The 13,047-nt window shown below is 35.4% G+C and carries 12 protein-coding genes and 1 pseudogene; 10 read left to right on the top strand and 3 right to left on the bottom strand.

Annotated elements, in window-relative coordinates:
* Window positions 1-25: 25 nt before the first annotated feature.
* Window positions 26-1,993 (bottom strand): RecQ family ATP-dependent DNA helicase, encoded by a 1,968-nt coding sequence (locus BZG02_RS07480; RefSeq protein ID WP_218972179.1) that lies wholly within the window; start codon window positions 1,991-1,993, stop codon window positions 26-28.
* 78 nt (window positions 1,994-2,071) lie between these two features.
* Between BZG02_RS07480 and BZG02_RS07475 the strand changes: the two genes are divergently transcribed.
* From BZG02_RS07475 to BZG02_RS07455, 5 genes are all read left to right on the top strand, one after another.
* The gene (locus tag BZG02_RS07475; RefSeq protein WP_101260796.1) at window positions 2,072-2,470 is read left to right on the top strand and encodes a DoxX family protein; all 399 of its coding nucleotides are present in this window, start codon (window positions 2,072-2,074) and stop codon (window positions 2,468-2,470) included.
* A gap of 112 nt (window positions 2,471-2,582) precedes the next feature.
* Window positions 2,583-3,032, top strand: coding sequence for a MarR family winged helix-turn-helix transcriptional regulator (locus BZG02_RS07470; protein ID WP_101260943.1), 450 nt, complete (start codon window positions 2,583-2,585; stop codon window positions 3,030-3,032).
* Between the two features lie 74 nt (window positions 3,033-3,106).
* Window positions 3,107-4,459: an MATE family efflux transporter gene (locus tag BZG02_RS07465; RefSeq protein ID WP_101260795.1), complete on the top strand. Its 1,353-nt coding sequence runs from the start codon at window positions 3,107-3,109 to the stop codon at window positions 4,457-4,459.
* A 3-nt stretch (window positions 4,460-4,462) separates the two neighbouring features.
* On the top strand, window positions 4,463-6,775 hold the full coding sequence (gshAB, locus tag BZG02_RS07460; protein ID WP_101260794.1) for a bifunctional glutamate--cysteine ligase GshA/glutathione synthetase GshB: 2,313 nt from the start codon (window positions 4,463-4,465) through the stop codon (window positions 6,773-6,775).
* 184 nt (window positions 6,776-6,959) lie between these two features.
* Window positions 6,960-8,564, top strand: a complete 1,605-nt coding sequence (locus BZG02_RS07455) for a fumarate hydratase (protein WP_101260793.1) — start codon at window positions 6,960-6,962, stop codon at window positions 8,562-8,564.
* 47 nt (window positions 8,565-8,611) lie between these two features.
* Here BZG02_RS07455 and arfB read toward each other — a convergent pair.
* Together arfB and trpB are read right to left on the bottom strand one after the other, a co-directional pair.
* A pseudogene (arfB, locus tag BZG02_RS07450) lies at window positions 8,612-8,995 on the bottom strand (alternative ribosome rescue aminoacyl-tRNA hydrolase ArfB); the annotation flags it as partial.
* Window positions 8,996-9,270: 275 nt separating this feature from the next.
* Window positions 9,271-10,473 carry a tryptophan synthase subunit beta gene (gene trpB / locus BZG02_RS07445; protein WP_101260791.1) on the bottom strand — a complete coding sequence of 401 codons (1,203 nt, stop codon included), beginning with the start codon at window positions 10,471-10,473 and terminating at the stop codon, window positions 9,271-9,273.
* 382 nt (window positions 10,474-10,855) lie between these two features.
* On the opposite strand from trpB, the gene BZG02_RS07440 reads away from it, so the two are divergent.
* From BZG02_RS07440 to BZG02_RS07420, 5 genes are all read left to right on the top strand, one after another.
* Window positions 10,856-11,620, top strand: coding sequence for an SDR family NAD(P)-dependent oxidoreductase (locus tag BZG02_RS07440; protein WP_101260790.1), 765 nt, complete (start codon window positions 10,856-10,858; stop codon window positions 11,618-11,620).
* 131 nt (window positions 11,621-11,751) lie between these two features.
* Window positions 11,752-12,156: a DUF134 domain-containing protein gene (locus BZG02_RS07435; RefSeq protein ID WP_245868065.1), complete on the top strand. Its 405-nt coding sequence runs from the start codon at window positions 11,752-11,754 to the stop codon at window positions 12,154-12,156.
* Window positions 12,157-12,160: 4 nt separating this feature from the next.
* Window positions 12,161-12,478, top strand: coding sequence for a NifB/NifX family molybdenum-iron cluster-binding protein (locus BZG02_RS07430; RefSeq protein WP_101260789.1), 318 nt, complete (start codon window positions 12,161-12,163; stop codon window positions 12,476-12,478).
* A gap of 10 nt (window positions 12,479-12,488) precedes the next feature.
* Window positions 12,489-12,674 carry a DUF5320 domain-containing protein gene (locus BZG02_RS07425; protein WP_101260788.1) on the top strand — a complete coding sequence of 62 codons (186 nt, stop codon included), beginning with the start codon at window positions 12,489-12,491 and terminating at the stop codon, window positions 12,672-12,674.
* A gap of 13 nt (window positions 12,675-12,687) precedes the next feature.
* Window positions 12,688-12,891 (top strand): DUF5320 domain-containing protein, encoded by a 204-nt coding sequence (locus BZG02_RS07420; RefSeq protein WP_101260787.1) that lies wholly within the window; start codon window positions 12,688-12,690, stop codon window positions 12,889-12,891.
* The last annotated feature ends 156 nt before the right edge of the window (window positions 12,892-13,047 follow it).

The raw sequence follows: 13,047 nt of genomic DNA, 5'->3' as shown, positions 1-13,047 counted from the left end.
AGGTGTAAAAGTAGGTATTATATATTTAAATACTTTCGTTTTTACTTGTTTTAACCCACTCTAAAACATCAGTAAACCGATAGTTTTCCAATACTGAAAAATGTTTTTCCTGCTTCAATTTTAGTCGCGAAAAAATAGGAGTATTAATTCCGCATAAAAATTTTGCCAGAAGTTCGTTAGTGATTTGATCCCCAAATTGGCTTGTGGCATTTTTGCATAATTCCTGATAATTGTATTCATGCAGATTCTTCAACTCTTTGGATTTGGCAATTTTTACCGGACCAGAATTGCAAACAGAGCAATGTCCACATTTTTCCCATTCGGGATATTCTCCAAAATAGTTCGCAAGATTCTTACTAATACAGGTTTCCGATTCAAACAGACTTAGCATTTCGCGAATTCGATTTACTTCAGCTTCTTCTTTTAGTTTAAAACTGTCGTAAAGTTCTTGAGCTACTTCATCAATATCAAAATCTGGATTCGTAACAGCGAAAACATCCACCATTACTTTTGCTTCCAGATTAATTAATCTTTGAGCGTCGAAATATTCAAGGGCTGAAATAATTCGATTTCTGTCTGTCGAATAATTCTGACTGATTGTATCAAAATTTACTGTTGTCCATTTTCTTGCTTTTTCAGAATGATCGAAAATAGCCTGAATAAATTTCTTTCGTTCTCCTTGGAACTTTTCCACGATACTTTTTTCGTCGCTATTTAGGCTAAACCGATAGTCAGCAAAATAGCTGTATTGTGGTTTTATAATTCCTCGTATCTCCATGTAAACCAGTAGGGTTTTAATGGGAAGTATCCGAATATTAGTTGATGCTGGCAGTGTGTTTAGTTTGATTTCCCAGCTTGTTTTAGCCTTTTTTATGCGACTGAGAATTTCTTTTATGCCTGATAGTGCAGGAGTGTCTCCAAATATGAAATTCTCAAGCACATTCACATTGTCATGATTTGCCAAAACAATGCAATCTGATTTTTGTCCATCGCGACCTGCTCGACCAATTTCCTGAGAATAGTTTTCAGTCGATTTTGGAAGGTCGTAATGAATTATATAGCGAATGTTCGATTTGTCGATTCCCATTCCAAAAGCGATGGTTGCAACTACGCAATTAATTTTATTCGCCATAAATTGATTTTGGATTTCCTCTCGGTCTTCACTTTTTAATCCGGCATGATAGGCTTTGGAACCAATTCCCTCCGAAGCTAAAATACTTGCTACAACTTCGGCCGTTTTTTGCTGCGTTACATATACAATTCCACATTCACTTTTTCGGGAAAGAAGTAAGCTAAGTAGTTGTTTATTTTTTTCGGATTGAATGACAGGAATAACATTCAAATGCAAATTAGATCGGTAAAATCCTGTAATAGTAACTTGTTCTTTTGCAATATCGAACTTTTTGCTCATATCTTCAATAACCTTGGGAGTAGCGGTTGCGGTAAGCAAAAGGACTTGTTTTGCTCGAAAAGTAGCTCGATAATCGGGTAATTTTAAATAATCTGGGCGAAAATTGTGTCCCCATTCCGAAATGCAATGGGCTTCATCTACAACCAGTAAAGAAATTGGAATGTCTTTCAGAAATCTGCGAAAGCGTTCATTTTTAAAACGTTCTACCGAGATCATTAAAATTTTGTGTTGCTTGGCGCGGATTCCATTCATAATTTCTTGTTCCTCCTCTTTCGAGAGCGAGGAATCGATACGCACAGCAGATATGTTTTTCGATTGAAGAAAATCAATTTGATCTTTTATTAAGGCCAGCAATGGAGAAACCACTAAGGTAATTTCGGGAAGTTGTAATGCTGGAAGTTGGTAACATAGCGACTTTCCAGAGCCAGTGGGGAAGATTGCTATTGCTGATTTTCCATCCAATATTGTAGAAATAACTTTTTTTTGACCAGTCTTAAAATCAGAAAAACCAAAATTGTTTTGTAATAGTGTGTGTAACATATTCAGTAATTGCGGGTTGAAAAAAAGTACATCAATAGCCATAAATTGTGCATTTATAACTTCTTTAAAGACTCTTAGATTTGTTAGGAAACTCGAAATTAATCAAATAAAAATATATTTATGGAAAATTTAGGAAAACTAATGTTACGAATATCAGTTGGAGGTCTACTTTTGTTACATGGCGTTCAAAAATTTTTGAATGGTATTGGTGGCGTAAAATTTCTGCTGGTTAAAATTGGTGTACCAGAAATGTTGGCTTACGGAGTTTATGTTGGCGAATTACTTGCTCCAATTTTATTATTATTAGGAATATATACAAGACTTTCTGCTTTGATCATTGCACTCACCATGTTGGTATCTATTCCTGCAGCTTATCCCGAAGGTTTTTTTCACTTAAACGAATACGGAGGTTTGGCTATCGAGCTAAATGTCTTGTATTTATTCGGAGCACTGGCAATTATATTCTTAGGCGCGGGAAAATTTCGATTGTTAAATCAAAAAGGATTTTGGAAAGAGTAAACTAAATTATCCCATTATTATAGCCTTGTCTGTCGCGATATACAGGGCTTTATTTTTTGATCTTACCGCACAATTTCGTTAATTTGCATCGCAAGCGATATAAATGAAAATTATGGACAATTTAGCAAGTAAAGAGTTCGAACCTCTTAAATTGGAGAATCAATTATGCTTTACGATTTATGCAGCCTCAAGGCTGATGACAAGACATTATCAGCCTTATCTTGATGAGCTTGGAATTACCTACCCTCAATATTTGGTATTTCTTGTTTTATGGGAGAAAGATGGGGTTGGAGTTAACGAAATTGGTTGTAAATTATATTTAAATACGAACACCTTAACTCCTCTTTTGAAACGAATGGAACAACTCTCTTTTATTAAAAGAATAAAGTGTTGCGAAGACGAAAGAAAGGTTCTTATTTTTCTTACGGATAAAGGAAAAGATCTAAAACTGAAAGCGAAAAATATTCCCGAAGAAATGGCAAAGACCCTTAATTGCAACCTTGGGAAAGCAATGTGTTTAAAAAATGAATTGGATCAACTAATTCATAAAATGCTTAAATAGTGATTATTGTTATAGCTAAGTTTATTTTTATTGCCATTTTATATTCTTTTGCATTCACACATGAAGTTTTATAGATGTTAAAATTCATCACCGGTTTACTTAGAAGAGAACGAAAATATTCTGAAGTTGGAAAAAAGCTACTGAAGTTGGCTTTCCCAATTATTGGTTCGTTTCTATTGCACATGACTTATAATCTTACCGATATGATTTGGGTAGGATATTTGGGAAGTGGAGCCGTGGCGGCAGTTGGTTCGGCAGGTTTCTTTCTACATTTAGGTTGGGCAATGGCTTCGATTGTTACCGTAGGTGCGAATATAAAAGTGGCGCACTCGGTGGGTGCTGAAGATCTGAATGCCGCAGGTAGGTATTCTACTGCTGGATTGTGGGGTATTGGGGGAATTGCTATTTTATTTACTTCAGTATTTTTAGCGATTCCAGAGCAGTTCATCGGTTTTTTTCAGATGAAAGATGTTCAGGTGAATGAAATGGCCGTTTCTTATCTAATAATTAGCTCTTTTGGGATTATTATTAGTTTTGTTAACCTTTTATTCATCAGTATTTTTAACGCTCATGGGAAAACAAAAATATCCTTTAAGGCCAGTGTTATAGGAACCTTAGTAAATATAGTTTTGGATCCTCTGTTGATTTTTACTTTTAAGCTGGGAGTTGAAGGAGCGGCTATTGCTACAATTCTCGGAAGAGCCTGTAGTTTGGGATATTTCTATTTTGTATATCACAAATTTGATGAAATATATTTTAAAGGTTTTTTGCCCTATGTTGCTAAACTAAAAAGTTTATTTGAGGTGGGTATGCCTGCTGCGGTGCAACGAATTTCATTTTCGGTAATTTATATTTTTCTAGCTCGAATTATTGCAGATTGGGGACCTAATGCCATTGCGGTTCAGAAAATTGGTGTTCAAATCGAATCCATTACATTTATGATTGTTGGTGGAATTATGCAAGCTGTAACTATTATGGTAGGGCATAGTTACGGAGCAAAAAATTTAACCGAGGTTCCTGATATTTATAAAGCCGGATTGCGCTTATCTTTGGCAGTAGGATCTGTTACTACTTTAATATTTTTGATTCTTCCCAAAACTTTATTTTCCATATTCGTTCCCGAGGCAGAAAGTATATTAATGGGAAAGGATTATTTAATGATATTGGCAGCTTCTCAATTATTTATGTGTTTGGAAATGATTAGTGCCGGAGTTTTTAACGGACTTGGAAAGACAAAGATATCTGCTACTGTTAGTGTGATATTTACTTCCTTACGTTTGCCAGGAGCTTATTTTCTTGGTTTTTATACTGTTTTAAGTTTAAATGGTGTCTGGTGGAGTATCACCGGAAGTAGCATATTAAAAGGTATAGTTCTTTACTTTTTATTACGAACTTATTTTAAAAATAATACATTTGGTAAATTTTGATATATGGATCATCTTATTAACAATATCAATGAAGCCCTTCGCTTAGAGGGGATTAGGGAGAGTTTAAAAAACGGAAAGTTTGGCATCGAAAAAGAAAATGTGAGGGTAGATTATTCTGGAAATATGGCTACTACGCCTCATCCGGGAATTCTAGGAGATAAATTTCAGAATCCTTTTATTACTACCGATTTTTCGGAGAGTCAGGTAGAGATGATTACTCCTCCTTTGCATAGTATTGCCGAAGTTCATGGTTTTTTAGAAACTTTACAGGATGTCATTTCCGAGAATTTAACGGATGAATTACTTTGGCCACAAAGTTTGCCGCCATTATTGCCTCATGAGGAAGAAATACCAATAGCAAAGTTTGGCGAGAAAGGAATTCTGAAAGAGAAATATAGAGAGGAATTAGCCAATAGGTATGGAAAAGAGAGGCAAATGCTTTCGGGTATCCATTTTAATTTTTCTTTATCGGATCGGTTGGAACGTAAATTGAAAAAAGCGAACCACTGTAACGAAGAATTAGAGCGTTTTCGGGAAACCATATATTTGAAAATGGTGCGGAATTTTATGCGTTACCGTTGGATGTTGATCTGGTTGTTTGGGGAAAGTCCAATTTCCGATCCATCTCTAAAAATGAAATCATTACAAACAGGAAAAAAGAGTTTCATGAGCTGTGGAAATGCTATTTCTATTCGAAATAGTTCCATGGGATATCGAAATATTGAAGAGTTTTATGTCGATTTTAATAGTCTTCAGAGTTTTAATAAGTCAGTGAATAACCTTATAGCGTCCGATAAAATTTTGGCAGGAGAGGAGCTTTATCTTCCAATTCGGTTAAAATTCGACGAAAAAAGCAAGAAAATCTCTCATTTGGAAGTTCGTATTTTGGATTTAGATCCGTTCGAAAAATCAGGTATTTCCAAGAATCGCTTGTATTTTACCCATTTGTTCTTGTTGTATTGTTTGTTTAAAAAGGAAGATAAAATTTATAACGAAATAGAACAGAAAATAGCCGTGGCTAATCAAGATCTGGTAGCCTGCCATGGACTGAATTCTCAATTAATGCTTCAGAGTTTTGATGGAAAAGAAGTCCTAGCTTCCGAAATGTTGAATGACTTACTTGCTGATATTACTGATTTTGCAAGAGAATCGGATTTGAGTAATGATTCCGATTATCAGGGAGCATTGGTGGAGGTTTCTAATTTTGTGGAGCATCCAGACCAACGAACTTCTTATCAAGTAAAACAACATATTATTGAGGAAGGTTTTATCAATTTTCATCTGAATAAAGCAAAACAGTACAAAGAAGAAAGTGAAATGAGAGGTTTTCGTTTTCATGGTTTCGAAGATCTGGAATTGTCTTCCCAATTATTAATGAAAGCAGCTTTACGGAGAGGAGTTGAGTTTTGTATTTTAGATCGCAGTGAAAATTTTATTAGCTTAAGTCAAGGAGATAAAACGGAATATGTAATGCAGGCAACACGAACCTCATTAGATAATTATTCCAGTGTTTTGATGATGGAAAATAAGTTGGTAACGAAAAAAATTCTTGAAAAAGCAGGAATTAGAGTTCCTGCAGGATTAGATTATCAGGATGCCAGACAAGCACGTTCCGATTTTGATCTATTTGAAGGAAAAGGAATTGTAATAAAACCAAAATCGACAAATTATGGATTAGGAATCACAATTTTAAAAGAGAATAAGAACGAGGAGGTCTACAAAAGAGCTGTTGATATAGCTTTTGAGCACGATGGAAGTATTCTAATCGAGGAATTTATTTCAGGAAAAGAATTTCGATTTTTTGTGATTAACGATCAGGTTTGCGGTATTTTACACAGAGTACCCGCTAATGTAAAAGGCGATGGAGAGAAAAGTATTCGGGAATTGGTAGCTATTAAAAATCAGGATCCTTTGCGAGGAAAAGGGTATCGAACACCACTTGAGAAAATTCGTTTGGAAGAAGCGGAAGAGATGTTTCTTAAAGAGCAAGGCTTCGATTTTGAAAGTGTTCTTAAAAAAGATCAAGTAGTATACTTACGCGAGAATTCAAACATAAGTACCGGTGGCGATAGTATCGATTTTACCGATGATATTCATCAGTCATACAAGGATATAGCAATTCAGTCGTCAATCGCTTTAGGAGTTCAGATTACTGGATTAGACATGATGATTGAAGATGTGAACCAGCCGGCAACAAAAGATAATTATGCTATTATTGAGATGAATTTTAATCCAGCAATTCACATTCACTGTTATCCTTACAAAGGAAAAAACAGACAGTTAAATGAGAAAATTCTAGATGCATTAGGATTTTAAATACAGGTGGTAAAATAAGAATTGTTATGCTTATGTTGCAGGACAATGTTATAGAATAGCTAATTTCCAGAGTCTGCATCTGCAATTTATCTTATATTTGTCTGTGACTTTAATTGAAGTGGAAATATCCTTTTTGATTATTGTCAGTGGAATTATAAATACAAAATTTTAAAATTATTATATCATGTCCGATTTTCATTATCAGAAACCATTTCCGATAACAAAAGATACTACCAAGTACCGTTTGCTAACAAAAGATTACGTTTCAACTGTTGAAGTTGATGGAAGAAAAATTTTAAAAGTAGATCCAAAGGGACTTGAGATGCTTTCGAAAGAAGCCTTCTCTGATGTATCTTTTTTCTTACGTCCTGCTCATTTAGAAAAGCTTAAATCCATTCTTCAGGATAGTGAAGCGTCAGATAATGATCGTTTTGTAGCTCATACCATGTTGTTGAATCAAGTGGTTGCTGCCGAAGGTGAATTACCAACTTGTCAGGATACAGGTACTGCAATTGTAGTTGCAAAAAAAGGAGAGGATGTTTATACAGGAGCTAACGATGCAGAGCACCTTTCGAAAGGAGTTTACGATACCTATCAGGAAAGAAATTTGAGGTATTCACAGGTAGTTCCTTTCTCGATGTTCGAAGAAAAAAATACAGGAAATAATCTTCCTGCTCAAATTGATATTTACGCGAACCAAGGAAATGCTTACGAGTTTTTGTTTGTAACCAAAGGTGGTGGATCTGGAAACAAGACTTTCTTGTATCAGGAAACCAAAGCGCTTTTGAATGAAAAGAACTTAACCGCTTTTATTACTAATAAGCTTCGCGATTTAGGTACTTCTGCTTGTCCTCCTTATCATTTAGCTTTGGTTATTGGTGGTACTTCGGCCGAAGCAACTTTAGCTACAGTTAAGAAGGCTTCTGCCGGATATTACGATCATTTACCAACAGAAGGTAACGAAGGTGGTCAGGCATTCCGCGATTTGGAGTGGGAAAAGAAAATTGAAGAGATTTGTCAAAAAAGCGAAATAGGAGCTCAGTTTGGTGGAAAATATTTTGTTCACGATGTAAAAGTAATTCGATTGCCTCGTCATGCAGCTTCTTGTCCGGTAGGTTTAGGAGTAAGTTGTAGTGCCGATCGTAATGTGAAAGCTAAAATTACCGAAGATGGAATCTATTTGGAAGAATTAGAGAAAAATCCATTTCAATATTTGCCAAAAGAAGCTCCACATTTGAAAGATGCTGTTGAAATCAATTTAGATCAGCCAATGGCAGATATTTTGAAAGAATTAACCAAACATCCAGTAAAAACACGATTGAGTTTAACAGGAACCTTGATTGTGGCTCGTGATATGGCTCACGCCCGCATCCAGCAAATGTTGAACGAAGGGCAAGAAATGCCTGAGTATTTCAAAAATCACCCGGTATATTATGCCGGCCCAGCAAAAACGCCTAAAGGAATGCCTTCAGGAAGTTTTGGTCCAACTACAGCCGGTCGTATGGATTCCTATGTAGGTCCATTTCAAAAAGTAGGTGGTTCTATGGTAATGGTAGCCAAAGGGAATCGTTATCAATCAGTTACCGATGCTTGTAAAGAAAATGGCGGATTTTATTTAGGCTCCATTGGTGGTCCTGCAGCTGTATTAGCGAAAAATAGCATTAAATCTATTGAAGTGATTGATTTTCCTGAATTAGGAATGGAAGCAGTTCGTAAGATTCGCGTGGAAAATTTCCCAGCGTTTATTATTGTTGATGATAAAGGAAATGACTTTTTTGCAAATATGTAAATTGAAAATTTCAAATAAAAAAGGGTGATCCATTGGATCACCCTTTTTTATTTCAATAAATCAGGTTTTTTTCTGTTTTCCTTTTTTTGCGACTGCGCTTGTTTCTTTTCCAATCTTTTCTCTTTCGATGCTTTTGTCGGACGAGTCTTTCTTCTTGGTTTTACGGGAGTTAATGCAATTTCAATCCATTGATAGAACTTTTGAATAGCAATTTCTTTATTTTGAAGCTGAGACCGTTCTGTTTGAGCCGTAACCGATAAAATACCTAAGTTATTGATGTGATGGTATAATTTCAGAAAGATAGTTTCCTTCTCTTTTTTAGTTAATAGTTCCGATTCGAAAACCGAAAATCGAAGCTCAACTTTCGAATTTACTTTATTTACATTCTGTCCTCCTGGCCCACTACTTCTCGAAGTAATAAACTCCATTTCCTTGCTTAAATCTTTTGTAAACTGATATTTATCCCCCATAGTAAAGTAAATATAAGTCAAAAATTTAAAAAGCAACAAAGTAAATTGTTAACAATTTATAAAATTATATAGAATGCAGTCGTTCACAATGAAAATACCATTTCGAAAAGTGGTATTCTATTTTTATAATTGTTAACTAAACTAAAAGCTCACTATTATAAGAGTAAGGTTCATGTGAATAGTTAGTTTCTGAATAAAATTTTTCTAAATATTATAATGATAAAAATCTTTAATTCTTATTCTGGCAATCCAAAGGTATCTACAATAAAGTCGATGTCTTTATCACCTCTGCCACTTAAGTTTACTAAAATTGATTTTTGAGGATTTGCTTTTGCAAGTTTTAACGCGTAAGCAACAGCATGAGCACTTTCTAATGCTGGAATAATTCCTTCGGCTCTACTTAGCTCATAAAAAGCATCAATACATTCTTTGTCGGTAATAGAATGGTATTCCGCTTTGTTAAGATCTTTAAGCATCGAATGTTCTGGTCCCACACCTGGATAATCCAATCCGCTAGCAACGGAATATACAGGATCTGGCTCTCCATTTTCGTCCTGCAATAAATAGCATTTAAATCCATGTATTACTCCAGGTTTACCAAAAGTTAAAGAGGCAGCATGATCTCCTTTTTTAAACGATCTACCAGCAGGTTCCACACCATGCAAAGTGCATTCGTCATCTTCTAAAAAGGCCGAAAAAATACCCATTGCATTACTTCCGCCACCAACACAAGCTACTACATTGTCTGGCAGTTCTCCTGTCATTTCTTGAAATTGTTCTCGGGCTTCAATTCCAACAACACGCTGAAAATCGCGAACAATCATTGGGAATGGATGCGGTCCAACAACTGATCCAATGCAATAAATGGTATTTATTGGATCCTGAAGATAGGCTGTAAAAGCGGAATCGACTGCTTCTTTTAATGTTTTTAAGCCATGAGTAACCGGTACAACTGTAGCTCCAAGAATTTTCATTCTCACTACATTCGGGTGTTCTTTGGCAATATCCACTTCGCCCATATGAATTTCACATTCCAAACCAAAATAGGCTGCAGCGGTTGCTAAAGCCACTCCATGTTGACCTGCTCCGGTTTCAGCAATTAGCTTTTTTTTGCCCATATATTTGGCTAAAAGAGCTTCTCCCATGCAGTGGTTTAGTTTGTGCGCTCCAGTATGATTTAAATCCTCACGTTTTAAATAAATACGTCCGCCATATTTATTCGATAAGCGGTTGCAAAAATAAACAGGAGTAGGACGACCTTGGAAATGCTTTCGAATACTTCTTAATTCGGAGATAAATTCATGTGACTTACTGATGGAATAGTAAGCATCATTAATTTTTTTCATCTCTTCTTCCAGAACTTCAGGAATAAAACTTCCTCCATATTCGCCGAAAAATCCCTTTAGGTCGGGATTGGCTTTAAAATAATTTGTTGACATTCTCGTAACTATTTTGGTTAATGATATTTTAAATATTTTGAATTTCCTGTGGTTAGCTGTTCAAAACAAAATAACCGGATCCATAAAGATGTATCTCCAGAGTCCGGTTATTAAAGTTTCGTTTAATTCCTTTTCATCTCCAGCCGGGAATGCTATTGGAAAAGATTATAGATTACTCGCACCCCGATAAGAAATTGCCAAAATCAAACGATAAAAGCAAAGATAGAAAAATTAGTTAAATGGACAGGGGCAGGATCTGTTCAATTTGGTTTCAGATTCTAAATAGAGATATACCGGATAATTACCATTGCTATTGGAACAGGATAGTTGTAAATTGTAAAGAATCAATTCAAATAATTTTAAACCAAAAACGGAGGTTGTGATGAATGAAATTAAAGTTTCCCCTAAAGGTAGGGTAGCTTTTGTGAGTGGAGCAAATAGAGGAATTGGAAGAGCAATTACTATAGAACTGCTTGAGAAGGGGGCTAAAAAAGTATATGCTGGAGTCAGAAATATAAAAGCTATGGATGATCTTAAACCTGAATATGAAGGGCGTTTAGTGCCAGTACTATTAGATTTAAGAAATGATCGATCGATTATTAAAGCTACAAAATTAGCGAAGGATGTCGAAATCTTAATTAACAATGCTGGGGTGTACGAAGCTGGTGGTTTTTGTGCAGATGAAACTTTAGACAGTATGGCTATAAATTTTGAAGTAAATGTTTGGGGTTTGGTAAAGTTAACTGTTTCTTTAATAGATCGTTTAAAACAACGGGAGACTGCGGCAATTGTCAATATTTCTTCTGTATTTGGATTAGCTAGTATGCCTATGGCCGGAGCTTATTCTGCCTCGAAGGCTGCCGTTCATAGTATTACACAAGGTTTACGTGGAGAACTATTCGCAACAAATATTCTTGTAATGGGAGTATATCCAGGACCTGTTGATACTGAAATGACAAAAGATCTGGAAATAGAAAAGGATTCACCAGTAAATGTTGCTAGAGAAATAATTCAAGGCCTTATTGATGGGAAAGAATATGTGTTTCCTGATGTTATGTCGAAACAAGTTGGAGAATTATATTTGTCCGAGCCAATTACAGTGGAAAAGCAATTTGCACATTATGTTTCTCAGGAGGAGGAAGTGTGAGTTTCAGGAAAACAAGAATAATTACAGAGGCTATGGGGGCCTCTTTTTTTGTTCTAAAGCTGTGATAGTAAATAGTGACAATGTTTGTGAAATGAGAATATTCTCATTATCTTTGTATAAAATAATTGCCTATGCCAAGAAAAATAAGATTGCGAAAAGTTGTGGAGCCTCCACGATTTAAAGGGTACAGGCCCTTTGGTGTGAATTCTAAAAGTCGAAAATCTATCGATTTACTTTATGAAGAATATGAAGCATTAAAGTTAGCCGATTACGATTTTTTAAAACACAATGAGGCTGCAGAATTAATGGGCATATCAAGGCCAACATTTGCGAGAATCTACGAAAGTGCCCGAAGAAAAATTGCCGCGGCCTTAGTTGAAGCAAAAGAGATAAAAACAGTTTATGGAAATGCAGTAATGGATAAGGATTGGTATCTGTGTTCGAAGTGTAATGCTAGGTTTAATATTCCAGCAACAATGGAAAAAGAAATTTGTCCTGCTTGTAACTCCAAAAATATCGAATTAATAAATAAATAGGAATATGAAGACAATTATTACATCAACAGGAAACCAATTGAGTTCAATTTTTGATTTACGTTTTGGAAGAGCAAGTTGGTTTTGTTTGTACGATGATCAATCAGGTGAAGTTAGTTTCGTTGAAAATGAAAATATCAATGCACAAAGTGGAGCAGGTACTAAAACTGTTGAAAAGGTAGTTGAACTAGGAGTTCAAAAAGTAATTTCAGGCGATTTTGGCCCTAAAGCAAAAGAATTGCTTGAAAAGTTTAATATTCAAATGGTGTTGTTGCAAAATGATAATAATACAGTGCAACACATTATAAATCAATTGAAATCTTAATGAATTTATTATGGCACACTTAGATGGAAAAGGACCAAGAGGAGAAGGTTCAAAATCGGGAAGAGGATTGGGAAATTGTTCTGAAGTAGACCAAAACACGCTGATGGAGAAGTTAGGAAAAGGTTTGGGCTTAAAACGGAAGAGTGGTTGTGGTAAAGGACAAGGAAAAAGATTAAAAAGTAGTAAATCAATTTAAAAAGGAGGTTGATATGCCAGGGTTAGATCGAAAAGGTCCGGAAGGAAAAGGTTCCAGAACCGGAAGAGGAATGGGCCAATGTAAAGCCAACGAGAAAACGGATAGAGAAAATGAAGCTCAGGAAGAAACCAGAGGAAGAGGTAGAGGACAAGGATTAGGTTTAGGTCGTGGACGAGGCGGAAGAATGGGACTCGGACGAAGGAAAATGAACGACTAGATATTTATTCATAGGCTTCATGAGAATGTATCCTGATTAGTAAGAAGCACAAGAAGTTACTTGTTATCAATTTTATTGTATGGCAACTGGACTTCTTGTGTTGTATTTTCCCTAAATGAATAAGTTGTAAATAAAATAAGGTTCCTTTTTTGTTTA

The sequence above is a fragment of the Labilibaculum filiforme genome, assembly GCF_002843315.1.
In the GTDB taxonomy this organism is placed as follows: Bacteria; Bacteroidota; Bacteroidia; order Bacteroidales; family Marinifilaceae; genus Labilibaculum; species Labilibaculum filiforme.
Note: the sequence above shows the minus strand (reverse complement) of the source record. Positions and strands in the feature narration are given on the sequence as shown.